This window comes from Pantoea sp. BJFS-204 (assembly GCF_049310725.1).
GTDB classification, from domain to species: Bacteria; Pseudomonadota; Gammaproteobacteria; order Enterobacterales; family Enterobacteriaceae; genus Pantoea; species Pantoea agglomerans.
Genome location: NZ_JBMOWE010000012.1, coordinates 25,860 through 50,728 on the forward strand (window position 1 = coordinate 25,860; position 24,869 = coordinate 50,728).

Sequence of the window (24,869 nt, forward strand, 5' to 3'; positions counted from 1 at the left end):
GATGAGCGCACTGACTATTTTTACCGACCGCGAAGCCAGCCAGCCGGTGTGGCACAGCACCGACGCGGAAGAGATTCGTGAACGCCTGAGCACCAAAGGCGTCCGTTTTGAGCGCTGGGAAGCCGATCGCGATCTGGGTGAAAATCCGGATCCCGAAACGGTGATCAACGCCTATCAGCATGCGATCGATCGGCTGGTGGCAGAGAAGGGCTATCAGAGCTGGGATGTGATCAGCATGCGCGCCGATAATCCGCAGAAAACCGTGCTGCGCGAGAAGTTCCTCTCTGAACATACACACGGCGAAGATGAGGTGCGTTTCTTTGTTGAGGGTGCCGGACTCTTCTGTCTGCACCTGGATGGCGAGATCCTGCAGATCCTCTGCGAAAAAAACGATCTGATCTCGGTACCAGCGGGAACACCACACTGGTTTGATATGGGATCGTCACCGCACTTCACGGCTATCCGTATTTTCGATAATCAGGAAGGCTGGGTAGCGAACTTTACCGGCGATAAGATTGCGGATGCCTATCCGCGTCTGGCGTAAACCGCCCGTTGTTTTCGCAAGGCGTTTACCGTGAGCGGCAAACGCCTTGCAGACCGTTATTGTGGCTGGAAAATGCCACCCTGAACCTGGTCAGGCGTGACTACCCCGGTGTCCAGTACCCAGCCGCTGATCAGGGTGGCGGGCGTGACATCAAACGCCGGGTTATAGACCTTCGCCGCTTCCGGCGCCCACTGCACGCTGCCAAAACTGCCGGCAACGCCCGTTACTTCACTGGCGGCGCGCTGTTCAATAGGAATCGCTGCGCCGTCCGGACAGCTGCGATCCAGCGTGGTATGCGGGGCCGCCACGTAAAACGGAATCTGATGATAATGGGCCAGCACCGCCAGGCTGTAGGTGCCGATTTTATTCGCCACATCGCCGTTGGCGGCAATGCGGTCAGCGCCTACCCATACGGCATCGACCTCTCCACGGGCCATCAGGCTGGCGGCCATGGAATCGGTAATCAGGGTGTAAGGAATCGCCAGCTCACCCAGCTCCCAGGCGGTTAACCGGCCGCCCTGTAACAGCGGACGGGTTTCATCAACCCAGACATTCTTAATCAGCCCCTGCTGATGGGCGCGGGCAATCACGCCAAGGGCGGTGCCCACACCGGCGGTGGCCAGTCCGCCGGTATTACAGTGGGTCAGCAGCTGGCTACCGGGTTTCACCCGCGTACAACCCGCGTCAGCAATGGCGTCACACAGCTGCTTATCTTCCTGCACCAGTCGCCAGGCTTCTTCTGCCAGCGCGGGGGCAAAGTCCGGCTGCGCCAGCGCCAGTTTCATCCGGTCCAGATTGTTCATCAGATTGACAGCGGTAGGGCGGGCGGCGCGCAGGGTCTCCAGTGCCTGCGCCAGTTCAGCGCGCTTCTGCCCCTGTTCTGCCAGCAACGCCAGCAGCAGCGAGGCGGAAAGGCCGATCAGCGGCGCACCGCGCACCCGCAGCGCATGAATATGTTCAATCAGCTGGGGCACGCTGTGCGCGGACAGCCAGTTCTTTTGCTGCGGCAGTGCCTGCTGATCCAGAATCCAGAGCTGATTGTCACGAACCTGTAAGCTGGTGGTTTGAAGTGTCTGCATTGTGGGTGAAATCCATGTTGCTTTAATGATACCTATTGTGCCAACATGCTGAACGGATGTATAGACGTCTGAACGGCTTATTACACCCAGGTTATCCCCCTTCGATTGATGAGGAACAGGCAATGTCGCAATACCGTACCTTTACTGCTGCTGATGCTGTGGAATATGCCCGACAATTTGGCGGCGTGGACAATCCTGCCGCGCTGAGCAGCGCAGAAGAGATTGGTGATGGCAACCTCAACCTGGTGTTTAAAATTTATGACGATCAGGGCAACAGCCGGGTGGTGGTCAAGCAGGCGCTGCCCTATGTGCGCTGTGTGGGTGAGTCGTGGCCGCTGACGCTGGATCGGGCGCGGCTGGAAGCGCAGACCCTGGTCGAACACTACAAATATTGTCCGCAGCACACGGTGAAGATCACCCATTACGATGCGGAGCTGGCGGTGATGGTAATGGAAGATCTCTCCAGTCATCGCATCTGGCGCGGCGAGCTGGTGAAGGGCGCTTACTACCCGGAAGCGGCTCAGCAGTTAGGCGACTATCTGGCACAAACCCTGTTTCATACCTCCGATTTCATCCTGCATCCGCACCAGAAAAAAGCGGAAGTGGCGCGTTTTATTAATCCGGAAATGTGTGAAATCACCGAAGATCTTTTCTTTAACGATCCCTATACCGACCATGAGCGCAATAGCTACCCCGAAGCGCTTGAACCGCTGGTCGCCAGCCTGCGTAATGACGATGCACTGCGCATTGCGGTAGGCGGTCTCAAGCATCGTTTCTTTGCCCACGCTGAAGCGCTGCTGCATGGTGATATTCACAGCGGCTCGATTTTCGTTGCTGATGGCAGCCTGAAAGCGATTGATGCGGAGTTTGGCTATTTTGGCCCTATCGGTTTTGATGTCGGTACCGCCATTGGTAACCTGCTGATTAACTACTGCGGCCTGCCGGGTCTGCTGCCACCGCGTGAGGCCGTCGATGCACGCGAGCAGCGCCTCAGCGATGTGCACACCCTCTGGACCACCTTTGCCTCGGGCTTTCTGGCACTGGCGGCAGAGAAAACCCGTGATGAGGCGCTGGCTTATCCAGGCTATGCGGAGGCGTTTCTGCGTAAAGTATGGGCCGATACCATCGGTTACTGCGGCACCGAACTGATTCGCCGCACGGTGGGGATGTCACACGTGGCGGATATGAAGCTGATTGCCGATCCGGCGATGCGTACCGACTGCATCCGTAATGCGATTAATCTGGGACGCACGCTGATTCTGGCGGCCGATCATGTAGAAGATGTGGATGCGCTGATTGCCCGCATCCGTCAGGCAGGATAAAAAAGCCGAGGTGATGTTTGATGTCAGTCAGTTAAGCGACAGGTGATAACGCAGTCTGGTGCCGCTCAGGGGCTGGCGGTCCTCGCGCCGCTGCGCGGTTCCTTCACTTCATTCGCCTGCCTGACGGACCGGCGGGGATGGCACATCCTGTGCCGCCCCGCCTTTCGCCCGCGTCCTGCGGGCTCTCCTGGCAGACTCATTCTGTTCAGCGCTGCGGATTGCCTGCCCCTGCCCGCCACCGGCCTGCTCTGAAACTTCAGTGTGTATTGTTAAAAAGGGCACGAGAGTGGAGGCCTGCGCGCCTCTGCAGCTGAAAGGGCTATCCGCAGCGCTGAGGCGTGACGGTGGGCCAGAAGTCCACGCCGGGAAGCGTGGACAGGTCGGGGCCGGCCAGGGAGGGCCGATCCCCGAACGGTTCGTCGGCACGACGTCAAAGCCGAAGGTACCGCGTGAGCGGCGCGAGGACGGCCCGGCAGCAGCAGAGGTGCGCTGGCCCGCACTGCGGCTCGTTCGCCCGGAAAAAAAGCTGCCACGTTTGACCGTGACAGCCTTTACAAATCTAATCTTAACTGTTCAGCATTACGACGTGATGTCGGCTTTCCTCTTCTGACCCTATTCCCTGCGCTTTGGGCTTAATTATTGCGGTCAGATTTCCCCTGAGCCGGTGCTGCAGAGCAACGCTAAACCTATGCTGCCTCACTCGCCCGCGACGCAGCCTGAGGGGCTTTTTCTTTCACCGGCACTGCCAGCGCATCCGCCTCAAACTCATCGACGTTAATTGAACGCAGACGGCTGGCCTCAGCACGCTGCAACACTTCAGCCTCTTTAGCATCAATCCAGCCCTGCTCCAGCGCGCGCTTCGCCAGCGCATCCAGCCGGGTAAAGGAGAGGTGCTGCTTCGTCTGTTTGCACAGCCTGTCATGGATCACTTCTGCCGCCATCACATCCTGCAACGCCTGTTCCAGCTGACCGGCAGGGTTGTGCTCGCTGGGCGTCAGGTACATGCCACGGCCCAGACGGCTGCGGGTAGCTGACGGCTGTTGCAGCAGTTTTGCCAGCTGATGGTCCAGACGGTCAGACGGAGCAGGGCAGTGATGACCGCCTGCAAAAATAGTCATCCGCAATGCGCCCGCGACCAGACGGTTCGGGAAGTTACGCAGCAGATCGTCCATCGCGACTTCCGCCTGATGTAACGCATCCTGCACGCCCCAGTGCACCAGCGGCAGATCGGCTTCGTTGCGGCCTTCATCGTCATAGCGTTTCAGCGTCGCCGAAGCGAGATAGAGCTGGCTCAGCACATCGCCCAGACGCGCCGAGATACGCTCACGACGTTTCAGGCTGCCGCCCAGCACCGCCATCGACACATCAGAGAGCAACGCCAGGTTGGCACTGATGCGGTTCAGATGCTGATAGTAACGACGGGTGCCATCGCGGGTCGGGGTGGCGCTGGTGCGTCCGGCGGTTAAGCCCAGCCACAGGCTGCGCATGGTGCTGCTGCCGACATGACCGATGTGGCTGAACAGCGCCTGATCAAACGCGTTAACATCGTTGCTGGCTGCCGCCGCCATCTCCTGCAGTACATAAGGATGGCAGCGAATCGCACCCTGTCCGAAGATAATCATGCTGCGGGTCAGAATATTAGCGCCTTCTACCGTGATGGCGATAGGCGCACCCTGATAGGCGCGGGCCAGGAAGTTGCTGTTACCCAGCATAATGCCTTTACCGCCGGCAATATCCATGGCGTCGATAATGGCGCGCTGACCGCGATGGGTGCAGTGATATTTCACAATCGCCGACAGCACTGCCGGTTTTTCACCCTGCATAATACCGGCGGTAATCAGCGTAGCCGCCGCATCCATCACGTAGGCGTTACCGGCAATGCGCGCCAGCGGCTCTTCAATCCCTTCCATCTTACCGATTGAGACGCGGAACTGACGACGGATATGGGCATAGGCGCCTGTCGCCAGCGCCACACTTTTCAGGCTGCCGGTTGAGTTCGATGGCAGCGTAATGCCGCGACCCACAGACAGACACTCCACCAGCATCCGCCAGCCCTGACCGGCCATTTGTGGGCCGCCGATAATATAGTCAATCGGCACAAAGATATTATTGCCGCGTGTCGGCCCGTTCTGGAACGGCACGTTAAGCGGGAAGTGGCGATGACCTATCTCCACGCCGGGCGTGTTGGTCGGGATCAGCGCACAGGTAATGCCAGGATTTTCGTTATCGCTGAGCAGATGATCCGGGTCGGAGAGTTTAAATGCCAGCCCCAGCACGGTGGCGATCGGCGCCAGCGTAATATAGCGCTTGTTCCAGGTCAGCCGCATGCCCAGCACCTGCTGACCCTGCCACTCGCCCATGCAGACCACGCCGGTATCGGGGATGGCTCCGGCATCTGAGCCCGCTTCCGGACTGGTCAGCGCAAAGCAGGGGATCTCATCGCCGCGTGCCAGCCGGGGTAAATAGTGATTTTTCTGCTCTTCAGTGCCGTAGTGTTGCAGCAGTTCGCCCGGACCTAATGAGTTAGGCACGCCCACGGTAATCGCCAGAATCCCGGAGACGCCCGACAGTTTTTGCAGCACGCAGGCCTGCGCATAGGCGGAGAAATCGAGTCCGCCATACTCTTTTTTGATAATCATCGCGAAGAAACGATGCTCTTTCAGATAGGCCCAGAGTTCCGGCGGCATATCGGCCAGCTCATGGGTGATCTGGAAATCGTTGGCCATGCGGCATGCTTCTTCAACCGGACCATTGAGAAAAGCCTGCTCGTCGGCAGTCAGGCGCGGCTGCGGATAGTTGTGCAGCTTCTGCCAGTCTGGTTTGCCCTGAAACAGATCGCCTTCCCACCAGGTGGTGCCCGCATCGATCGCTTCTTTTTCGGTGCGTGACATCGGCGGCATCACCTGCTGGAAGCGCTGAAACATCGGCTTTGAAAACAGGCTGCGGCGCAGTGACGGCAGGTTGAACGGCAGCAGGATGATCGCCAGCGGCAACAGTAACCATGGCGTCCAGAGGTGAGCAAAAGCCATCGCAGCAGTCCACAGCAGCAGAATCGCGCTGCTGAGCCGCAACGACAGGCGGTGATAGAACAGGGCGCCAATCAGCGCCACCGTGGCAAGTATCGAGACAACCATCATAATGAACCGCTCCAAGTAGTAAGAGGTCTGACCTGTTATGTAGAGAGGTTTAGAGCAGTTGGGTTGATTTATCAATTTGTTTACATCGAAATTACAACCTGCCTCACAAAAACCGATTTCTGTCCATTTTTGCATCACCCGCTGCAGTGATAATCGCCGCCACTGCCTGGCCAGCCATGGCATGACGCTTTGCGCTGACCGGCCATTCCGTTAAACTTGCTGCGATTAACCTCTCCTAAAAAAGGACATCCCTATGTACCAGGACATTATCCGCTCTGAGCTTAATGAAGCTGCTGATACGCTGAATAAATTCCTCAGCGACGAGGCCAATATCCATGCGATCCAGCGTGCGGCGGTGCTGCTGGCTGACAGCTTTAAGGCGGGCGGCAAGGTGCTTTCCTGCGGTAACGGCGGTTCACATTGCGATGCGATGCATTTCGCTGAAGAGCTGACCGGTCGCTACCGCGAAAATCGTCCTGGCTATCCGGCGATTGCCATCTCTGATGTCAGCCATCTCTCCTGCGTCAGTAATGATTTTGGTTATGACTATGTCTTTTCACGCTATGTGGAAGCGGTAGGGCGTCCGGGCGATGTGCTGCTGGGCCTCTCAACTTCCGGTAACTCTGCCAATATCATTAAAGCGATTGAAGCTGCCCGTGCGCAGGGGATGAAAGTGATCACCCTGACCGGTAAAGATGGCGGTAAGATGGCAGGCAGTGCCGACATTGAAATCCGGGTGCCACACTTTGGTTATGCCGATCGCATCCAGGAGATCCACATTAAAGTGATCCACATCCTGATGCTGCTGATCGAAAAAGAGATGGTGAAGTAACTGCGCTGGCCTCCCGCCTGACGGGAGGCCGCTTACTCTAAGGCGGTGGCTATGTGCGAATTGCTCGGGATGAGCGCCAATGTTCCCACGGATATCTGTTTCAGCTTTACCGGTCTGGTTCAGCGTGGCGGTGGAACCGGGCCTCACAAAGATGGCTGGGGCATTACCTTCTACGAAGATAAAGGTTGTCGTACGTTTAAAGATCCGCTGCCGAGCTTTAACTCGCCGATTGCGCGTCTGGTGCAGGAGTATCCGATCAAATCGCATTCGGTGGTGGCGCACATCCGCCAGGCGAATCGCGGGCAGGTGTCGCTGGAAAATACCCACCCGTTTACCCGTGAGTTGTGGGGCCGTAACTGGACCTATGCGCACAACGGGCAGCTCAGGGGCTATCGGCAGCTGGAGACTGGCACATTCCGGCCGGTGGGCGAAACGGACAGTGAGAAGGCGTTCTGCTGGATCCTGCATCAGCTGGCGACGCGCTATCCACGTACGCCCGGCAACTGGCCTGCGGTATTTCGTTTTATCGGGGAGCTTGCCGGCACGTTGCGGCAGAAGGGCGTGTTTAACATGCTGCTGTCAGACGGCCGTTATCTGATGGCCTTTTGCTCCACCAATCTTTACTGGATCACCCGCCGCGCACCCTTTGGCCGGGCACAGTTACTGGATCAGGATGTGGAGGTCGATTTTCAGCAGCACACCACGCCGCATGACGTGGTGACGGTGATTGCTACGCAGCCACTGACGGCCAATGAAACCTGGCAGCGGATCGTGCCAGGTGAATGGGCGTTATTCTGCCTTGGAGAGCGCCAGGAATGAACGTGAAGCGGCTTCGGGACTGGCTAAAACCGGTGCCGGGCTGCTGTTCATCACATATTTACCGCTGGCGACATTAACCATCGGCGGCTGATGATATTTAGCAAAGTAAGCGTATCCCGGCTGCAGCTGCTGCCAGAAACTGGCATAGGTGGAGTAGCGGTGACGCTGCATATTGCTGTCGGTCATGCGGAATGGATAGATGCTGATGCTGATATCCTGCTGGCCGTTACGCAGCGCGGCATTCACATAGGTAAAAATCTCATCCATATAGGCGTTAGTCATGGCATAGCAGCCAATCGACTTACAGTCGCCATGAATCATCAGGTAATTGCCGCTGTAGCCCTGATTACGATCGTACTGATTCGGAAAGCCGATGTTGATCGCGCGATAAAACCGGCTATCCGGCTTCAGCTGATTCAGCTTCACGTTGTAAAAACCTTCCGGGCTTTTGAAATCGCCTTCACGGCGTTTCGGGCCGAGGCCGCCAGAAAAGTTACAGATGCGGTAGGTGTCCAGCAGGCGGTATTCGTTACCGATTTTGCCGTAGAGTTCGAGCGTGCGTTCTTCCTTGAAGATCTGGATATAGACCGGGGTGCCGAGTAACTGCTTCTTTAATTCTTTGCTGACCGGTGCCGTTGAGACGGGTTCGGGTGTCATTGCCATGCTGAGGGCTGGCAGTAAAATCATCGCAAACAGGAGTGCGATTTTGCCCATGCTGTGTGTACCTTGAGGTGAAGAGAACATGACGCAAAATGTGCGTCTCTGTTTGCATTATCGGAACTGTCCGCTACCGCAGCGCAACATTAAACATTGTCTGTTTTTTTAGCAAGACGGCGTCAGCCAAATTCGCGATTTACTGAAGGATATTCGACCAGAAATTTGTAAACTTTAATCGTCAGCGCGACAAATATTGCAGTTACCCCTGCCAACTGTATACTTATCCAGTGCCGGAGGGGGTATGCGTAAAATCATTCATGTCGATATGGACTGCTTCTATGCCGCGGTGGAGATGCGTGATAATCCCCAGCTGCGCGACATCCCGATCGCCATTGGTGGCAGCCGCGAACGTCGCGGCGTGATCAGCACCGCCAACTATCCGGCGCGCAAATTTGGCGTGCGCAGCGCGATGCCAACCGGCATGGCCCTCAAGTTATGCCCGCATCTGCGTCTGCTGCCAGGACGCTTCGACGCCTATAAAGAAGCCTCCGCGCAGATCCGCGACATCTTTACCCGCTATACGCCGCTGATTGAACCGCTCTCCCTTGATGAAGCTTACCTGGATGTCACCGACAGCCCCCACTGTCACGGCTCTGCCACACTGATGGCGCAGGCGATCCGCGCCACCATCTACCGTGAAACCGGGCTTACCGCCTCAGCGGGCATCGCCCCGATTAAATTTCTGGCGAAGATCGCCTCTGACCTCAATAAGCCGGACGGCCAGTTCGTGATTACCCCGCCGGAGATGTCCGGTTTTCTGCTGACTCTGCCGCTGGCGAAGATCCCTGGCGTCGGCAAGGTCTCGGCCAAAAAGCTGGAAGAGATGGGGCTGGTGACCTGTGGCGACGTGCAGAAGGCGGACTTAGCGCTGCTGTTAAAGCGCTTTGGTAAGTTTGGCCGGGTGCTGTGGGAGCGCAGCAATGGCATTGATGACCGCAGCGTGATCGTTGAGCGCGAACGTAAATCGCTGGGGGTTGAACGGACGCTGGCGGAAGATATCAGCGACTGGGATGCCTGCCTGGAAATTATCGATTTTCTCTACGCCGAACTGGATCGCCGGCTGACGCAGATCCGACCTGACAAGCAGGTGGCGCGTCAGGGCGTCAAACTGAAGTTCAGTGATTTTCAGCAGACGACCCAGGAGCATATCTGGCCGGTGCTGAACAAAGAGGACATGATTGCCATCGCCCGTAAAACCTGGGATGAGCGTCGTGCCGGGCGCGGCGTGCGGCTGGTGGGATTACATGTGACTATGGTGGATCCCCAGCTGGAGCGTCAGCTGCTGCTGGGTCTGTAACCGTCAGCCTCACCGACCGGCAAGGCTGACATCCGATTACTTCTTATATTTCGCCGCCAGGGTCGCAAACCACGGGGCAACGAAATCCTCATTGCTGCCCCAGCCCGGAATGATCTTGTTCAGTGACGCGACGTTCACCGCGCCAGGCTGGCTGTTAAGCTGCTGCTGAGAGATCGATGCCGCTTTAAACTGATAAGTCGCTGGCGTCTCTTCACCGGCAATTTTCTTCGCCACCAGACGCATATTCACCGCGCCAATAGTTTTAGGATCCACCGCTACCGTCTGCACCCACGGGCTGTTTTTCTCGCGCATCAGCTGCAAATCCTGGTTCGAAACATCAATGCTGTAGAGTTTGATCTCGGTACGGCCATTCTCCTGCAGCGCTTTGTAAGCGCCCTGGCTGAAGGCGTCCCAGGCACCCCAGATGGCGTCGATTTTGCCTTTCGGGTATTTCGCCAGAATCGCGCCAATTTTATTGGCGGTGTCGCCCTGAACGTCAGTTGAAACCGCACCAATCGACTCAAGCTGATGAATGCCCGGATTCTCTTTCAGCAGTTTTTCATACACCACCTGACGGCGTTCCATCGGCGGGAAACCGGCAACCCATAGCTTGACGATGTTCGCCTTGCCGTTGAAATCATGGATGAGCTGGCCCAGCGACAACTGCGCCAGTGAAGCGTCATCCTGCGCGGTGACGGTGACGCCCGGGATCGGGCTATCCACCGGCGTATCAAACACCGACAGCTTAATGCCTGCATCGGCAATGCGCTTCACCAGTCCGCTGGCGTAGGGCGCTTTACCGTGCGACAGCACGATGCCGTCATATTTCTGGCTGATCGCCTGATTCACGAAATCCTGGAAGCGCGCATCGTCGCCGTTGCTGAGAAAGGTGCTGACCTTGAAGCCAAGCTGGCGACCCTGCTGAATGGCACCGGCAACAAACTGGGTGGTGTTGTCATCGGAGCCGAGATTGCGGATCACCGCAATACGGATCGGGCCATCATGACTGGCGATAGCCGCAGGCACCGGCGTGACGGTATCCGCGAAGGCGGCGCTGGCGTTCAGCAGGCTCAGGGCCAGCAGCGAGAGTGTTATTTTTTGCATTGTTATCAACTCCGGTAAACGCGCCTCAGCGGCGCTGGATATAGGTGATCGCCAGTGCTAAAGCCAGCACCAGCCCTTTAATAATGTCCATGGCGTAGTAGGGAACAGAGAGCATCACCAGACCGTTCTGCAGCACGCCGAGGATCACCGCACCGACCAGCGTGCCCAGCGCATTCGGCTTGCCGGAGCCCGCCAGTGAGAAGCCAATCCACGCCGCCGCGACCGCGTCCATCAGGTAGCCGCTACCGGCGTTCACCTGCGAGGAGCCGATACGCGAGGCGAGCAGAATGCCGCCCAGACCGGCCAGCAGTGAGGCGATCACATAAGCCAGCACCCGATAGCGGGTGGTGCGGATGCCGGAGAGGCGCGCCGCTTCCGGATTGCCGCCCAGCGCATACATCCGGCGACCATGTTTAGTCAGTGAGAGCGCCAGCTGCGCGGCGACGGTGACGACCAGCATGATGATGACGATGGTGGGCACCTGGCCGAGCAGGCCAAACGCCGCCGGAATGGTGCCTTCCGCCATATCACCGCTCGGCAGCACCATGTTCTCGGTGATCGATCCGCCAAAGCTGTAGGTCATCGCCACCCCCTGAATCACAAACAGTGTCGCCAGCGTTGCCAGCATGTCGGGGATGCGCAGGATCACAATCAGAAAGGCGTTAAACAGCCCGACCAGGGTGCAGAGCGCCAGGGTGAGCAGGATGGCGGTGGTAGTGCCGAAGCCGTACCAGACAAACAGTGAAATCACCAGCGCATTGGCCAGCGAGGCGGTCGATCCGACCGACAGATCAAAGCCGCCAACGGTCAGCGAGATCGAGACGCCGATCGCAATCACCGTGACAATGGCAATTGAGCGCAGAATATTGATGATGTTGTTGGGTTCAAGGAAGCTGTCGGAGGCGAGACCAAAAGCGGCGATCAGGATCACCACCGTGAGCAACATGCCCCATTTATAGAGAAAGTCGAACAACTGGTGACGCCACGGCGAGGCTGTCAGATTCAGGCTGGTTTCTTTGCTGCTCACGCAGGGGTTCCTCCGGTGGAATAGAGCAAAAGCGTCTCTTCGGTGACGTCGCGCGCAGCCAGCTCGGCCACAATGCGTCCATCCCAGAGCACGCAAATCCGGTCGCATAAACCGACCAGTTCAGAAAACTCTCCCGACGCGTAAATGATGCCTTTCCCCTCGCGCGCCAGGTTATCGATCAGGGTGAAGAGTTCGGTTTTGGCTTTGATATCGACGCCTTTCGTCGGCTCATCGAAAATCAGCACGTCGGCGTTGTTGCGCAGCCATTTGCCTATCGCCACTTTCTGCTGATTGCCGCCGGAGATACGGCGCAGCGTCTGTGCCGGACCGGTGGTGCGCACCTGCAATTGCTGGATAACCTGCTCCGCCCAGCGCCATGCCTGGCGATGACCAAACAGGCTCCAGCGCGAAAAGCTGTCGTCTGCGCTGACGCTGAGGTTCATTGCCACCGACTCATCAATAAAGATCCCCTCTTTGCGCCGCTCCTCCGGCACCAGCGCCATGCGGCGACTGACGGAGTCATGCGGCGAACGGGGCTGCCACGGCTGGCCATGCAGTTCACCGCGACTGACGCGGCTTTTGCTGGCACCAAACAGCGCCTTACAGAGTTCGGTTTTACCGGCACCGGCCAGGCCTGCAATGCCCAGAATTTCCCCTTTGTGCAATCGTAGCGAGATATCCTGCAGCAGTTGCTCATCATGAAGACCGTCAATCGCCAGCAGCAGCGGCTGAGCCTGCCGCGCACGGCGTGCCGGGAAGATATCGGTGAGCTGATGGCCCAGCATCTTCTCCACGATCTGCTCACCGCTCAGTGCCGCCATCGGGCCGGTTTCGATCAACCGGCCATCACGCAGCACCGTCAGCTGGTCACAGATTGCTTTCAGTTCATGGATGCGGTGAGAGATAAACACCACGCCGATGCCGCTGGCCTGCAGGCGACGCACCACAGCAAACAGCCGCTCACTTTCATGCTGATCCAGCGGGGCAGTGGGTTCATCCAGAATCAGAAAGCGGCAGTGGTGCGACAGCGCGCGCGCCAGCAGAATTTGCTGCTTTTCAGCCAGGGTGCAGCGCTCCACCAGCCGGTTGACGTCCAGCGCCACGTCGAGCTGAGCCAGCAGCGCCCGCGCCTGACGCCGAACCTCGCCCCAGCGATAGCGGTGGCCAGGCTCTGCCAGCCGATCCAGCAGAATGTTTTCCGCGACGCTGAGCTGCGGCACCAGCGCCACGTCCACTTCCTGCTGAACCAGATGGATACCCAGCCGTTTCGCATCACGCGGCGTACGGATGGAGACCGGCTCACCATCCAGCAGGATCTCGCCGCTGTAGTGGCTGTGCGCACCGGAAAGGATCGCCATCAGTGTTGACTTGCCCGCGCCGTTAGCGCCGGTCAGAGCATGTACTGAATGGCCGTCACTGCGGAAATCCACCGACGATAGCGCGGCAAACCCGCCAAAAGCGATGGAGATGTTACGCATCTCAAGGCAGTTTAACCCTGGCATGTCATTACTCTCCTGAAGAATCACTGGCCGCATTTTTTCCTGAACCTTCAGGCGCGGCAACAGCCGAAAGCGCATAAGCTAGCACGAAATCTTATTAGCCATCCAGACATCTGGACATAATGGCGGCTGTGACCAGCGAAGCGCGGGAAAGCGGCGGAATAACGGGGTAAAGGACGGAAAAGGCAGCGAATTATGCTGGAGGAAAGTCACAGGCATAAAAAAACCAGGCCGGAGCCTGGTTTACTTTTTTTGTGACAGAATTACTTTTCTGGCACCACATTCAGCAGGGTGGTCAGCAGTTTCCAGTAAAGGCCAACGCTTTCGATGTGAACCTGCTCATCCGGCGAGTGCGGCCCGGTGATGGTCGGCCCAATCGATACCATATCCATCTCCGGATACGGTTTTTTGAACAGACCACACTCCAGACCGGCGTGGATCACCTGAATGTTCGGGGTCTTATCAAACAGCGCGATATAGGTCTGACGGGTCAGCGCCATAATGGCGGAGTCCGCATCAGGCTGCCAGCCTGGGTAGCCGCCTTTCGCTTTGGTCTGTGCACCGGCCAGCTGGCCCAGTGAGGTCAGCATCTGCACCACATAATCGCGGCCGGTGTCGATCAGCGAACGGATCAGGCAGTTGATCTCTGCATGATCGGCTTCCATGGTCACCACACCGATATTCAGTGAGGTTTCTACCACGCCTTTCGCCACGTCGGAGTTGCGGATCACACCGTTTGGCATGCTGTTGAGCAGGTTCAGGAAGCGATCGCGGCTGTCAGCGTTCAGAGCATCACCCTGATGCGCCAGCGGCTCAGTGACCAGTGCGATGTTCGGCTCTTTGATGCCGTGCTCATTTTTGATGGCGCTCAGGAAGTGCGCCGCCGCTGATTTCAGCGCATCCGCTTTGTGGCTCTCGACCGCCACGGTAGCGAAGGCTTCACGCGGGATCGCGTTGCGCAGCGTACCGCCGCTGAAGGCCAGCAGACGCAGATCCAGTTCAGCAGCGTGTGCCGCCAGGAAGCGCGCCAGCAGTTTGTTGGCGTTGCCGAGGCCCATATGAATATCGGCACCGGAGTGACCGCCACGCAGGCCTTTCAGCGTCAGCTTCAGGGTCTGGAATTCAGCAGGCACCGCTTCACGGGTCAGCGGCAGGGTGGTGACGAAGTCGATACCGCCCGCGCAGCCCATGTAGATCTCACCTTCTTCTTCGGAGTCGGTGTTGATCAGGATTTCTGCCTGCAGCCAGTTGGGTTGCAGACCGAATGCGCCATCCATACCGGTCTCTTCAGTCATGGTCAGCAGCACTTCCAGCGGGCCATGCGTCAGGCTGTTGTCAGCCAGTACTGCCAGCGCAGAAGCCATACCGATGCCGTTGTCCGCGCCCAGCGTGGTGCCGCGCGCTTTCACCCACTCGCCGTCAACCCAGGGCTGAATCGGATCTTTGGTGAAGTCATGAACGGTGTCATTATTTTTCTGCGGCACCATATCCAGATGCGCCTGCAGCGCAACCGGGGTACGGTTTTCCATGCCTGCGGTGGCGGGCTTACGAATCAGGATGTTGCCGACCTGATCGCGCTCACACCAGAAGCCTTGCTCTTTGGCCCAGCCGACGATGTAACTCGCCAGCGCTTCTTCGTGAAAAGAGGGATGGGGAATAGAGCAGATCTTAGCGAAAATATCCCACAGCGGCTGTGGAGAGAGTTGAGACAATTCAGACACGACAGGTCTCCTGTGTCAGTGTACCGGCGAGGCCGGACATCGCGAGTTTCCAGTGAAAAATCGCCGTCAGAGAATCTGACGAGCCAGGCCCGAGAATATCACTGTTTTCTACCGGGTGCGCTCTCAGACGCGCTAAAAAGCCGCAACCAGTGCGCGGGTGCTGGTTTTTAGTGCGTCAACTCCTTATAATCTCGCGCAACCTTTTCCCCGTTGCACATTTTTACGCCACCTCGGTTGGCTGGGATTTCTATTCTATGAGCGAAAAATACGTCGTTACCTGGGACATGCTTCAGATTCATGCCCGTAAACTGGCCCAGCGCCTGCTTCCTGTTGAACAGTGGAAAGGCATTATCGCGGTGAGCCGCGGCGGTCTGGTACCGGCTTCGCTGCTGGCACGTGAACTGGGTATCCGCTACGTCGATACCGTCTGCATCTCCAGCTATGACCACGATCATCAGCGCGAAATGAAAGTTCTGAAGCGCGCAGAAGGCGACGGTGAAGGATTTATCGTGATCGATGACCTGGTGGATACCGGCGGCACCGCCCAGGCGATTCGCGAGATGTACCCGAAAGCGCGTTTCTGCACCATTTTCGCTAAACCGGCCGGTCGCTCACTGGTTGATGATTATATTGTCGATATTCCGCAGGATACCTGGATCGAGCAGCCGTGGGATATGGGTGTGGTCTACATCCCGCCGATTGTTAAAAGCTGATTGATATGCATCAGACAACGCCCGGTTTTCCGGGCGTTGTGCTTTCTGTGCCTCGCACCCCGAATTGCCGTACAGTACACTTAGCCATCGCCGTTTCTGTTGCAGGAGAAGTGAGTATGTCGAGCAAAAATCTCAGCGAGGAGTTGTTCAAACCGCGCTTTAAACATCCTGAAACCTCAACCCTGGTTCGCCGCCACCATCATGCTACTTCGGATGTCCACTCAGCCCTGGATGGTGACAGCCAGCGTGGCTGGTATCGTATGCTGAATAAGCTGATGTGGACATGGCGTGGCCTGACGCCGCAGGAGATCAGCGAAGTGCTGGCTCGGATTGCCATCAGCAATGTTGAACATACGGATGAGACGCTGCTCGACACTGTAATCGGTTTTCGCGGCGGCAACTGGCATTTCGAATGGTGTAAACAGGCGGGTATCTGGCAGCAGAAAGCGCTGGAGGCCACCGACGACAGCGAGGCGGGCGACTACTGGCTGCACGCGGCGCATCTCTACAGCGTTGCGGCCTATCCCTATATAAAAGGGGATGAGCTGGCCGACCAGGCGCAGACGCTGGCGAACCGCGCCTATGAAGAGGCGACTCAACGCCTGCCGGGCGAGCTGAAACCGCTGACGTTCGCCATTCAGGGTGGCAGCCCGGTTAACGGCTTTCTGCACATGCCGCCTGACGTTGAAGCGCCTTATCCCACCGTGCTGTTCTGTGGCGCGCTCGACTCATTACAGAGCGATCACTATCGCCTGTTCCATGATTACCTTGCACCGCGCGGCATCGCCATGCTGACCATTGATGTGCCGTCGGTAGGCAACTCGGTGAAATGGACGCTGAGTCAGGACACCAGCTTTCTGCATCAGCAGGTGCTGCGCGATCTGAAAAACGTGCCCTGGATCGACCATACCCGCGTGGCGGCGTTTGGTTATCGCTTTGGCGCTAACGTGGCCGTACGACTGGCCTATCTGGAATCGCAGCGGCTGCGTGGGGTCGCCTGTCTTGGCCCGATTGTGCATGCGCTGCTGACGCAGACGGCGTTGCAGGATGAGATCCCGGATATGTATATGGATATGCTGGCGAGCCGGCTGGGCATGGCAACTGCCTCTGACAGTGCGCTGCGTACCGAACTCAATCGATATTCGCTGAAAACTCAGGGATTGCTGGGCCGCCGGACGCCGACACCCATGCTGTCGGGCTACTGGCAAAACGATCTTTTCAGCCCGGAAGAGGAGAGCAAGCTGATCGCTAACTCTTCGTCAGATGGCAAAGCGTTGCTGATTCCGGTGAAGCCGATGATGGCCAGTTTCGACAAGGCGCTGAATGAAATTTGCGACTGGCTGGAGAAGCGTTTAAAAAGGTAACTGGCAAAATTTACAGTATTTGCTACAACTAGTAGCGGAATTCTTCCGGGCTGCCGTTAAGCGAGAAACATGACATCCCCTGGCCGTCCGGAAAATCAAGGCTGTATAGCGGTCAAAATCTATGGAGATTCAGCATGACGTTACCAAGTGGTCATCCCCGCAGTCGCCTGCTTAAGCGCTTTACGGAGCTTGGGCCTTATATTCGCGATGGGAAATGTGGCGAAACCCGGTTCTTTTTCGACTGCCTGGCTGCCTGCGTTAATGTGAAACCGGCACCGGAACTGCGTGAGTTCTGGGGCTGGTGGATGGAGCTGGAAGCGCAGGCTGACCACTTTACCTATGTCTACCATATCGGTCTGTTCGATAAAGAGGGTGACTGGTCGGTGGCAACCATCAAAGGCAAAGAGAATACGGCGCGCGTGGAAGAGACCTTACGGAATTTCCATACCCGTCTGAAAGCGATGCTGAAAGAGTTCGAGCTGGATCTGATTCCGGCCAGCGATTTCGATGAGAAACCGGTGAAGCTGAGCGCCTGATTGGGTAGTGCAGTGAAATAAAGACGAAAAAAATGGCGAGTTTAAAAACTCGCCATTTTTGTTGAAGGCTTGTCCGCTGTGAGTTCGAGCCTTCGCAGAGAACACGGTCAGATCGGAAAGACGCAAAAGCCGCCATCCATGGCACGCTCGGCCCGCGCCGTCCTGGCGCGGGACGCTTTCCTCTTCTGACCGTGTTCCCTGCGTGTTGAATTTATGCGTTGCTGCCAGATCCAAATCCGTCCGGTTTTCTAGCCTGAAATCAGAACTGGTAAGTCACACCCATCGCGACCACGTCATCGTTGTTAATCGACAGCGCGTTGTCATCATCCAGCTGGTTGATTTTGTAATCAACGAAGGCGGACATATTTTTGTTGAAGTAGTAGGTCGCGCCCACGTCGATATATTTCACCAGATCCGCATCGCCGATACCGTTTTCGATATCTTTGCCTTTGGTCTGTACATAGCCAATAGAAGGACGCAGGCCGAAATCAAACTGATACTGCGCCACCAGTTCGATGTTCTGCGCTTTGTTGGCTGCGCCCGCGACGGTAGCACCGGTGTTACGGTTGGTGCCGCTGATTGGTGTCATGTTGCGGGTATCGGTATAGATCGCCGCCAGGTAGACGCTGTTGGCATCATACTTCACGCCTGCACCCCAGGAATCCGCACGGTCACCGCCGCCATAGGCACGTGCCTGCTGCTGGTTGGTACGGTCAGAAGAGGTGATGGCACTCATCAGGCTCACACCGGAATCACCCAGGGCATAGCCCAGTGAGGCACCGTAGCCGTCGCCATTCTGACGGTTGATGTCGGTGCGGGTGTTGGCGCTGGTGGCGTCGTTTTTACCCTGATACTGCAACGCAAACTTCAGCCCATCGACCAGACCAAAGAAGTTGTTGTTACGGTAAGTCGCCACACCAGTAGCGCGCTGAGTCATAAAGTTATCGGAACGGGCTGTACCGTCACCGCCGAATTCCGGGAACACGTCGGTCCAGGCCTCAACGTCATACAGCACACCGTAGTTACGACCGTAATCGACCGAACCATACTGCGAGAATTTCAGACCAGCAAACCCAAGGCGGGTTTTGTTGCCATTGTTGGCGTCGCTGCCCTCGGAGTTATTGACGTTGTACTGATATTCCCACTGACCATAACCGGTCATCAGGTCGTTAATCTGTGTCTGACCCTTAAAACCGATACGGGTATAGGACTTGTCTCCATCCTGGCTGGCATTATCGCTGATGTAGTGCTCAGCTTTAACTTTGCCGTATAAGTCCAGTTTGTTGCCATCTTTGTTATAGATTTCGGCAGCCTGCGCGGCGGATGCCAGCGTCAGCGTGGAGAGGATCATGGCCAGTGTGCTTTTCTTCATTTGCTATCAATCCCAATGTGAACGCCGTAAAAAAATGAAAGTTTTTGTAAAGCACGGACTTTTTACCCGTCGGCGATGAACTTTTTATGACACTTTTCATGATTTCTTGTTAACCCTGAACTTTTGGTCTACGTCCTTGTCCGCGTAAATTCGTGCTTTTCCCCTGCTGGCTGTTGGCTTCCTTATCGACTCCTGTTAAAACGTCCTTTCGTAAAAATTTTTCACTACGGCAGGAAATATGAGTGGCAGTCAGACCTTAGTGGTCAAATTGGGTACCAGCGTTCTCACCGGCGGCTCCCGCCGGCTGAATCGGGCGCACATGGTGGAACTGGTTCGTCAGTGTGCGCAGCAGCACGCGGCGGGCCACCGCATTGTGATTGTGACCTCTGGCGCGATGGCCGCCGGACGCGAACATCTGGGTTACCCCGAACTGCCGCCCACCATCGCCTCAAAGCAGCTGCTGGCTGCGGTGGGGCAGAGCCGTCTGATTCAGCTGTGGGAACAGCTGTTCTCAATCTATGGTATCCATATTGGTCAGATGTTGCTGACCCGTGCCGACATGGAAGATCGCGAGCGCTTCCTGAATGCCCGCGACACGCTGCGCGCACTGCTGGATAACCACATTGTGCCGGTGATCAATGAGAACGATGCCGTCGCCACCGCTGAAATCAAAGTGGGTGACAACGACAATCTCTCGGCACTGGCGGCGATGCTCGGCGGTGCCGACAAGCTGCTGCTGCTGACCGACCAGCAGGGACTGTTCACCGCCGATCCGCGTAACAATCCTGAGGCTGAGCTGATCAGTGATGTCCATGTGATTGATGATGCGTTGCGTGCCCTGGCGGGCGACAGCGTATCGGGTCTCGGCACCGGTGGCATGTCGACCAAGCTTCAGGCGGCGGATGTCGCCTGCCGCGCCGGTATCGATGTGATCATCGCCTCAGGCAGCCGCAGCGGCGTGATCAGCGATGTTATTGACGGCAAGCCGGTCGGTACGCGCTTTCATGCGCAGCAATCGCCGCTGGAAAATCGTAAACGCTGGATTTTCGGTGCGCCTCCGGCAGGTGAACTCACCGTCGATGATGGTGCGCTGGCAGCAATTATTGAACGCGGCAGTTCGCTGCTGCCGAAAGGGATCCGTGCTATCCAGGGGAATTTCTCGCGTGGGGAAGTGATCCGTATCCGCAGTTTGCAGGGCAGGGATATCGCGCATGGTGTTTCACGCTACAACAGCGACGCGATGCGGATGATTGCCGGTCATCACAGCCAGCAGATCAGCGAAATCCTGGGCTATGAATATGGCCCGGTGGCGGTTCACCGCGACGACATGATCGTCAGTTAAGGAGCGGACAATGCTAGAAGAGATGGGAAAAGCGGCGCGCGCCGCAGCTTACACCGTGGCCGATCTGTCGACTGCAGAGAAAAATCAGGTTCTGATGACCATTGCCGACCGTCTGGAGGCGGAAAGCGCAGACATTCTGGCGGCCAATGAGCTGGATTTAGCCGATGCGCGTCAGAACGGCATGAGCGCCGCGCTGCTGGACCGGCTGACACTCAATCCGCAACGCCTCGGCAGCATCGCCAGCGATGTGCGCCAGGTCTGTCAGCTGGCCGATCCGGTGGGGCAATTAATTGACGGCGGTCAGCTCGACAGCGGGCTGCGCATTGAGCGTCGTCGCGTGCCGCTGGGCGTGGTGGCCGTGATCTACGAGGCGCGTCCCAACGTCACGGTGGACGTCGCCACTCTGTGCCTGAAAACCGGTAACGCCGCCATTCTGCGCGGCGGTAAAGAGACCTGGCGCACCAATGCGGCCACCGTCCGGGTGATCCAGAACGCGCTCAAACAGCACGGTCTGCCTGCGGCGATCGTTCAGGCGATCGAAAATCCGGATCGCGAGCTGGTGAATCAGCTACTGAAGCTGGATCGCTACGTCGATATGCTGATCCCGCGTGGCGGAGCCGGGCTGCATAAGCTGTGCCGGGAAAACTCCACTATTCCGGTGATCACCGGCGGCATCGGCGTTTGTCATATCTATATTGATGAGACGATGGAGATCGAACCGGCACTTGATCTGATCGTCAACGCCAAGAAACAGCGTCCCAGCGCCTGTAACTCACTGGAGACGCTGCTGGTGGATCAGGCGATTGCCGATCGTTTCCTGCCCGCCTTCAGCGCGCGTATGGCACAGGAAGCGATTGCGCTGCATGCTGACAGCAACGTGCTGGCGCAGCTGCAGCAAGGCCCGGCATCGGTCACGCAGGTGAATCCGCAGCAGTACAATGATGAGTGGCTGTCGCTGGATCTTAACGTCAAATTAGTGGCGGATATGGATGAGGCGATCGATCATATTCGTACGCACGGCACGCAGCACTCGGATGCCATCCTGACCCGTAATACCCGCAACGCCGCGCGTTTTGTCCGTCAGGTCGACTCCTCAGCGGTCTATGTCAACGCAAGCACCCGCTTCACCGATGGCGGACAGTTTGGCCTGGGTGCCGAAGTGGCGGTCAGTACACAGAAACTGCATGCCCGTGGTCCGATGGGATTAGAGGCGCTGACGACCTATAAATGGATAGCATGGGGCGACGATACGCTCCGGCCATAACTGCCATAATTTTTAACAAAGCGGGAGTCTTTCAGAGACTCCCGTTTTTTTTAGCTCCATTTTCCGGTCCAGTGAAAGATAGAGTTTTCTGCGCATCAGCTTAATTTCCGTTCCGGTCTCGTCACTACTGGCCATTATTCTGGCTGATATTCACGCAATTTTTTACGGAACATTCCTGAAAGCCGGGGCTGTACGCGGCCTGAGGCAATATTTTTTGTCCAGCCGCGGGCTGAAGCGGATAATGATTATCAGGAATGCTTGATAAAGCGGTTAGGTAGTAAACGAGCGGTAATATAAAATGAACTGGTAGCAATAATGAAAATAACATCCAGTATCTCTTCTATGGCTGATTATTAACTAATGGTTAAAAAAGAAAGTACAAGACAAGCTTTCACCGCCAGGCTGATAGCGGCCTGTGAGAGTGCCGGCATTGCCGGACATGGACGAAACAAACAGGTTGCCAGGGCTCTGCAGCAGCAAGGCTGTAAGATTTCAACGCCGGGAGTGTGGAAGTGGTTTAACGCGCAGTCAGTGCCGGATGGCGGCAATTTACTGGCTCTCAGCCAGCTGCTGGGCGTCAGGGTTGAGTGGCTGCAATACGGTATGGAACAACCTGCTGAACCGGTGACGCTAAGTGCGCTCACCGGTCAGAAGAATGTGTTTCGGATTGATAGCCTCGACATTGGTCAGCGAAGTGCTGCAGGCCTGCCCGCGCGTGATGAGTTTGTCGAGACTATCCAGGCGATCGAATATGGTCTGGATGAGGCGCGGGTGCTGTTCAACGGGCGCCCGGCGGAAAACATCCGGTTAATCGCTATCAACAGTGACTCCATGGCTGACACCTTTGCGCCGCGCGATCAGCTGTTTGTGGATATCAGCGTGCGGATGTTCGACGGCGACGGCATCTATATTTTCACCCTCGATGAGCAGCTCTATCTCAAGCGCCTGCAGCTGCAGCATAAGAAAATCGCTGTAATATCAGATAATAAGCGTTATGAAACCTGGTATCTCAATCATGATGACGTCACCAGCCTGAAGGTACTGGCCAAAGTGATCATGAGCCAGGCGCGACATTATCAAATCCTCGGTTAAGGCCACTTCTGCCGGTTTTTTCAGGAAGGCTGAAAAAAAAATAATCGGCATAAATTCATAAATTTAACCAGCGGTAAATAAAAAATTAACCAACAGTGTTTGATAAAGCATAAGAACCTGTTAATAATTTGGATATGGATGAACGAAGCAGTTCTTTCAGGGACGAGCCGCTCTTAAACAATTGAGGCGCTGCACAAGCGCGAATCATACCACCACAAAGTTAGTGAACTTTGGGATGGGGTGGATGCGCAAAATGCAGCGTCGTCAGATGCCGTTTATTTCCCCTCGCTTACTTTCCACCTGACTGCTAATGCAGCCGGGCGGTAAGCGTGCGACCGTGATACGCGACATTCGGGCCCGTTCGGTTCGCCGAAAGCTCGCGCCTGCCACCCCATCGCCAAAGACTCATTCACAGGAGGAGTTATGGCGATAATTCACTATGGCAAAAGCGTTTTTATAGGCAACGCACGTACTCGTCGCCACCGGCGGCGCCAACCTCTCAGCAGCCTGACACAGAGCATCGACGAGGCCCTGAACTTCCCAACTGAAACACCCCCCCTGAGACGTGCAGAGCAAATCTGCCAGCGTCAGGTCGCCCCGCGCGTTGACCGCGCAATTACTGCACCCCGCGTCACCAGTCAGGAAACACCCAGTTTCGACAATTGCTGTCTTCCGCACGTTCATCTCTACGCCGTGAGCTGAAACGCGCAGAAAACGCATTTTTCCGTTCCGGCTAACTCTTCGCTTTCTCCAGTTCTCACTGGGCGCAATTTGCTGAATTACTGTTCAGTTTTGCTGCAGGGTCAGTAAGGCCTTCTGCTGCGCCGTGCTGAGTAATGATCAGCGAGCGTTATGTATTTCTTTTCACAAGGCTGAGTTGCTTTAACCCGTCATTGAGGAGTCGTTATGAGCCAGATAATCGCAGTACTGAATTTTGAAGAGGGGTATGTCGACACGCCCTATCTCGACACGCTGGGCTTTCCCACGGTGGCCGGCGGCATTCGCATTGGACCCAAGGGGGCGTCTCTGAGTAATTACGCTTTCCGCGTGCCACGGCGCGTCGGTGATGTCTGGAAGCAGTGCATTCTTGAAAACAAAGTTCAGGAGATGCAGGGCAGGGAGCTGCTGCGTAATGCGCTGGCGAAGTGCAACGACGCCCGCACCGACGTGCTGCTGAGCATGGCTTATCAGCTGGGCGTCGAGGGCGTCCTGCAGTTCAAAAACATGCTCAGCGCGATCGTGGCTGAACAGTTTAATGATGCGGCTGACGCGATGATGAACAGCCTCTGGGCCCGTCAGACGCCGGGCCGCGCCAGACGTCACGCGGAGATGATGCGCAGCGGAACCTATGCGGTTTACAGGGGGTTGCTATGAGATGGCTCATGTTTCTCACCGCCGTGCTGACGGCAATCATCATTCTGCTGCTGCTGCAGCGCTTTACCACCCTCCAGTTTGTCTCTCATGCCCGTCTGCTTTTCAAAACCTGGTCTGTCTGGCTTGCGTCGCTGGGTTCCATGCTCAGCGCCTGGGCGCAGTCGTTTCCTTCGGCCGCCGTTGATGCCTGGAGCGCACTGCCCGAAGACGTTAAAGCGATTCTGCCGCACAACTACCTCGGGCTGGTGGGCGCCTTCATGGTGGCGATGGGGGTGATTGCACAATTTGTTCGTCAGAAAAACCTGCTCAATGCGAAGGAGCAGTCTGAAGGAGCGAAGCCATGACTCTGATTACCACCTTACTGGGCGGCAGCTGGCACTGGATCGCCGCGCTGGCTGCGGTCATCGCGGCGCTGGGCGCCAGTTATTTCGGCGGCAAGAAAATCGGCAAAGTGCAGCAAAAAGCGCGTTCTGACGTCGATAACGCGCAACAGGAGGCGTCCCGCGTCACCGCGGTAGCGCAACAGCAACAACATAACCGCGAGGAGGCTAACCGTGTGGCGACTGACAACCATAGCCTTGATGACGCTGCTGCTCGCGACAAGCTGCAGCAGTCGAAATACCACAAACCCTGAGCCGGTGGCGATCACCGACTCTGCCTGCGTACTTTTTTCCCCTCTTTATACCTACGGCGATGACGCGCAAAAAATGGACG

Annotated in this window: 23 protein-coding genes; 15 read left to right on the forward strand and 8 right to left on the reverse strand. The window is 56.8% G+C overall.

What is annotated here, in order from left to right:
* The first annotated feature begins 1 nt into the window (after position 1).
* Positions 2 to 544: a 1,2-dihydroxy-3-keto-5-methylthiopentene dioxygenase gene (locus tag ACO6VX_RS21800; RefSeq protein WP_010671156.1), complete on the forward strand. Its 543-nt coding sequence runs from the start codon at positions 2 to 4 to the stop codon at positions 542 to 544.
* Between the two features lie 56 nt (positions 545 to 600).
* Here ACO6VX_RS21800 and mtnA read toward each other — a convergent pair whose 3' ends face one another.
* Positions 601 to 1,623 (reverse strand): S-methyl-5-thioribose-1-phosphate isomerase, encoded by a 1,023-nt coding sequence (mtnA, locus tag ACO6VX_RS21805; RefSeq protein ID WP_422458300.1) that lies wholly within the window; start codon positions 1,621 to 1,623, stop codon positions 601 to 603.
* Positions 1,624 to 1,745: 122 nt separating this feature from the next.
* Here mtnA and mtnK point away from each other — a divergent pair, with 122 nt between their 5' ends.
* Positions 1,746 to 2,945, forward strand: a complete 1,200-nt coding sequence (mtnK, locus tag ACO6VX_RS21810; RefSeq protein ID WP_033771026.1) for an S-methyl-5-thioribose kinase — start codon at positions 1,746 to 1,748, stop codon at positions 2,943 to 2,945.
* A gap of 686 nt (positions 2,946 to 3,631) precedes the next feature.
* Here the strand turns inward: mtnK and fadE are convergent.
* A complete protein-coding gene (gene fadE / locus ACO6VX_RS21815) occupies positions 3,632 to 6,082 on the reverse strand; it encodes an acyl-CoA dehydrogenase FadE (protein WP_010671159.1) in 2,451 nt (816 codons plus the stop codon).
* A gap of 253 nt (positions 6,083 to 6,335) precedes the next feature.
* Here fadE and lpcA point away from each other — a divergent pair, with 253 nt between their 5' ends.
* Together lpcA and ACO6VX_RS21825 are read left to right on the forward strand one after the other, a co-directional pair.
* Complete coding sequence (gene lpcA / locus ACO6VX_RS21820) at positions 6,336 to 6,914, forward strand: D-sedoheptulose 7-phosphate isomerase (protein WP_010255178.1); 579 nt, start codon at positions 6,336 to 6,338, stop codon at positions 6,912 to 6,914.
* Between the two features lie 51 nt (positions 6,915 to 6,965).
* Complete coding sequence (locus ACO6VX_RS21825) at positions 6,966 to 7,733, forward strand: class II glutamine amidotransferase (protein WP_010255181.1); 768 nt, start codon at positions 6,966 to 6,968, stop codon at positions 7,731 to 7,733.
* Here ACO6VX_RS21825 and dpaA read toward each other — a convergent pair.
* Positions 7,704 to 8,447, reverse strand: a complete 744-nt coding sequence (gene dpaA / locus ACO6VX_RS21830) for a peptidoglycan meso-diaminopimelic acid protein amidase (protein WP_010255183.1) — start codon at positions 8,445 to 8,447, stop codon at positions 7,704 to 7,706. The genes ACO6VX_RS21825 and dpaA overlap by 30 nt on opposite strands.
* A gap of 244 nt (positions 8,448 to 8,691) precedes the next feature.
* Here dpaA and dinB point away from each other — a divergent pair, with 244 nt between their 5' ends.
* Positions 8,692 to 9,747: a DNA polymerase IV gene (dinB, locus tag ACO6VX_RS21835; RefSeq protein WP_031590388.1), complete on the forward strand. Its 1,056-nt coding sequence runs from the start codon at positions 8,692 to 8,694 to the stop codon at positions 9,745 to 9,747.
* 36 nt (positions 9,748 to 9,783) lie between these two features.
* Here dinB and ACO6VX_RS21840 read toward each other — a convergent pair whose 3' ends face one another.
* The 4 genes from ACO6VX_RS21840 to pepD all read right to left on the reverse strand — a co-directional run bounded on the left by ACO6VX_RS21840 (position 9,784) and on the right by pepD (position 15,098).
* The gene (locus tag ACO6VX_RS21840; protein ID WP_010255186.1) at positions 9,784 to 10,851 is read right to left on the reverse strand and encodes a sugar ABC transporter substrate-binding protein; all 1,068 of its coding nucleotides are present in this window, start codon (positions 10,849 to 10,851) and stop codon (positions 9,784 to 9,786) included.
* Between the two features lie 25 nt (positions 10,852 to 10,876).
* On the reverse strand, positions 10,877 to 11,878 hold the full coding sequence (locus ACO6VX_RS21845) for an ABC transporter permease (protein ID WP_010671160.1): 1,002 nt from the start codon (positions 11,876 to 11,878) through the stop codon (positions 10,877 to 10,879).
* Positions 11,875 to 13,380 carry a sugar ABC transporter ATP-binding protein gene (locus ACO6VX_RS21850; protein WP_422458301.1) on the reverse strand — a complete coding sequence of 502 codons (1,506 nt, stop codon included), beginning with the start codon at positions 13,378 to 13,380 and terminating at the stop codon, positions 11,875 to 11,877. Before ACO6VX_RS21850 ends, ACO6VX_RS21845 begins: the two co-directional genes overlap by 4 nt.
* A 260-nt stretch (positions 13,381 to 13,640) precedes the next feature.
* Positions 13,641 to 15,098: a beta-Ala-His dipeptidase gene (gene pepD, locus ACO6VX_RS21855; protein ID WP_010671162.1), complete on the reverse strand. Its 1,458-nt coding sequence runs from the start codon at positions 15,096 to 15,098 to the stop codon at positions 13,641 to 13,643.
* Positions 15,099 to 15,352: 254 nt separating this feature from the next.
* Here pepD and gpt point away from each other — a divergent pair, with 254 nt between their 5' ends.
* The 3 genes from gpt (at position 15,353) to crl (ending at position 17,711) form a co-directional block, all read left to right on the forward strand.
* Positions 15,353 to 15,811: a xanthine phosphoribosyltransferase gene (gpt, locus tag ACO6VX_RS21860; protein ID WP_009091894.1), complete on the forward strand. Its 459-nt coding sequence runs from the start codon at positions 15,353 to 15,355 to the stop codon at positions 15,809 to 15,811.
* Between the two features lie 116 nt (positions 15,812 to 15,927).
* Positions 15,928 to 17,175 carry an esterase FrsA gene (gene frsA / locus ACO6VX_RS21865; protein WP_010255196.1) on the forward strand — a complete coding sequence of 416 codons (1,248 nt, stop codon included), beginning with the start codon at positions 15,928 to 15,930 and terminating at the stop codon, positions 17,173 to 17,175.
* Positions 17,176 to 17,309: 134 nt separating this feature from the next.
* Entirely contained in the window at positions 17,310 to 17,711 is a 402-nt protein-coding gene (crl, locus tag ACO6VX_RS21870; protein ID WP_003851176.1) for a sigma factor-binding protein Crl, read from the forward strand.
* A gap of 259 nt (positions 17,712 to 17,970) precedes the next feature.
* Here crl and ompC read toward each other — a convergent pair whose 3' ends face one another.
* Positions 17,971 to 19,083 (reverse strand): porin OmpC, encoded by a 1,113-nt coding sequence (gene ompC / locus ACO6VX_RS21875; RefSeq protein ID WP_010255197.1) that lies wholly within the window; start codon positions 19,081 to 19,083, stop codon positions 17,971 to 17,973.
* Positions 19,084 to 19,321: 238 nt separating this feature from the next.
* Here ompC and proB point away from each other — a divergent pair, with 238 nt between their 5' ends.
* From proB to ACO6VX_RS21910, 7 genes are all read left to right on the forward strand, one after another.
* Positions 19,322 to 20,425 (forward strand): glutamate 5-kinase, encoded by a 1,104-nt coding sequence (proB, locus tag ACO6VX_RS21880; protein ID WP_010255198.1) that lies wholly within the window; start codon positions 19,322 to 19,324, stop codon positions 20,423 to 20,425.
* Positions 20,426 to 20,435: 10 nt separating this feature from the next.
* The gene (gene proA / locus ACO6VX_RS21885; protein ID WP_033766601.1) at positions 20,436 to 21,689 is read left to right on the forward strand and encodes a glutamate-5-semialdehyde dehydrogenase; all 1,254 of its coding nucleotides are present in this window, start codon (positions 20,436 to 20,438) and stop codon (positions 21,687 to 21,689) included.
* A 360-nt stretch (positions 21,690 to 22,049) separates the two neighbouring features.
* Entirely contained in the window at positions 22,050 to 22,781 is a 732-nt protein-coding gene (locus tag ACO6VX_RS21890) for a S24 family peptidase (RefSeq protein ID WP_010255201.1), read from the forward strand.
* Between the two features lie 423 nt (positions 22,782 to 23,204).
* Positions 23,205 to 23,483: a hypothetical protein gene (locus ACO6VX_RS21895; RefSeq protein ID WP_071778625.1), complete on the forward strand. Its 279-nt coding sequence runs from the start codon at positions 23,205 to 23,207 to the stop codon at positions 23,481 to 23,483.
* Positions 23,484 to 23,687: 204 nt separating this feature from the next.
* Positions 23,688 to 24,155 (forward strand): glycoside hydrolase family protein, encoded by a 468-nt coding sequence (locus ACO6VX_RS21900; protein ID WP_346532744.1) that lies wholly within the window; start codon positions 23,688 to 23,690, stop codon positions 24,153 to 24,155.
* Complete coding sequence (locus ACO6VX_RS21905; protein ID WP_010255205.1) at positions 24,152 to 24,499, forward strand: hypothetical protein; 348 nt, start codon at positions 24,152 to 24,154, stop codon at positions 24,497 to 24,499. The genes ACO6VX_RS21900 and ACO6VX_RS21905 overlap by 4 nt, the downstream gene beginning before the upstream one ends.
* Positions 24,496 to 24,789, forward strand: coding sequence for a hypothetical protein (locus tag ACO6VX_RS21910; RefSeq protein WP_010255207.1), 294 nt, complete (start codon positions 24,496 to 24,498; stop codon positions 24,787 to 24,789). The genes ACO6VX_RS21905 and ACO6VX_RS21910 overlap by 4 nt, the downstream gene beginning before the upstream one ends.
* Positions 24,790 to 24,869 lie beyond the last annotated feature (80 nt).

Bases quoted from the DNA above. Each gene is read 5' to 3' on its own strand.
- ACO6VX_RS21895 (WP_071778625.1), top strand. From the start codon at position 23,205: ATGGCGATAATTCACTATGGCAAAAGCGTTTTTATAGGCAACGCACGT.
- ACO6VX_RS21840 (WP_010255186.1), bottom strand. From the start codon at position 10,851: ATGCAAAAAATAACACTCTCGCTGCTGGCCCTGAGCCTGCTGAACGCC.
- gpt (WP_009091894.1), top strand. From the start codon at position 15,353: ATGAGCGAAAAATACGTCGTTACCTGGGACATGCTTCAGATTCATGCC.
- ACO6VX_RS21825 (WP_010255181.1), top strand. From the start codon at position 6,966: ATGTGCGAATTGCTCGGGATGAGCGCCAATGTTCCCACGGATATCTGT.
- frsA (WP_010255196.1), top strand. From the start codon at position 15,928: ATGTCGAGCAAAAATCTCAGCGAGGAGTTGTTCAAACCGCGCTTTAAA.
- ACO6VX_RS21890 (WP_010255201.1), top strand. From the start codon at position 22,050: ATGGTTAAAAAAGAAAGTACAAGACAAGCTTTCACCGCCAGGCTGATA.
- fadE (WP_010671159.1), bottom strand. From the start codon at position 6,082: ATGATGGTTGTCTCGATACTTGCCACGGTGGCGCTGATTGGCGCCCTG.
- ACO6VX_RS21905 (WP_010255205.1), top strand. From the start codon at position 24,152: ATGAGATGGCTCATGTTTCTCACCGCCGTGCTGACGGCAATCATCATT.
- mtnA (WP_422458300.1), bottom strand. From the start codon at position 1,623: ATGCAGACACTTCAAACCACCAGCTTACAGGTTCGTGACAATCAGCTC.
- proB (WP_010255198.1), top strand. From the start codon at position 19,322: ATGAGTGGCAGTCAGACCTTAGTGGTCAAATTGGGTACCAGCGTTCTC.
- dinB (WP_031590388.1), top strand. From the start codon at position 8,692: ATGCGTAAAATCATTCATGTCGATATGGACTGCTTCTATGCCGCGGTG.
- proA (WP_033766601.1), top strand. From the start codon at position 20,436: ATGCTAGAAGAGATGGGAAAAGCGGCGCGCGCCGCAGCTTACACCGTG.
- ACO6VX_RS21910 (WP_010255207.1), top strand. From the start codon at position 24,496: ATGACTCTGATTACCACCTTACTGGGCGGCAGCTGGCACTGGATCGCC.
- ACO6VX_RS21850 (WP_422458301.1), bottom strand. From the start codon at position 13,380: ATGCCAGGGTTAAACTGCCTTGAGATGCGTAACATCTCCATCGCTTTT.
- lpcA (WP_010255178.1), top strand. From the start codon at position 6,336: ATGTACCAGGACATTATCCGCTCTGAGCTTAATGAAGCTGCTGATACG.
- ompC (WP_010255197.1), bottom strand. From the start codon at position 19,083: ATGAAGAAAAGCACACTGGCCATGATCCTCTCCACGCTGACGCTGGCA.
- ACO6VX_RS21900 (WP_346532744.1), top strand. From the start codon at position 23,688: ATGAGCCAGATAATCGCAGTACTGAATTTTGAAGAGGGGTATGTCGAC.
- ACO6VX_RS21800 (WP_010671156.1), top strand. From the start codon at position 2: ATGAGCGCACTGACTATTTTTACCGACCGCGAAGCCAGCCAGCCGGTG.
- dpaA (WP_010255183.1), bottom strand. From the start codon at position 8,447: ATGGGCAAAATCGCACTCCTGTTTGCGATGATTTTACTGCCAGCCCTC.
- crl (WP_003851176.1), top strand. From the start codon at position 17,310: ATGACGTTACCAAGTGGTCATCCCCGCAGTCGCCTGCTTAAGCGCTTT.
- mtnK (WP_033771026.1), top strand. From the start codon at position 1,746: ATGTCGCAATACCGTACCTTTACTGCTGCTGATGCTGTGGAATATGCC.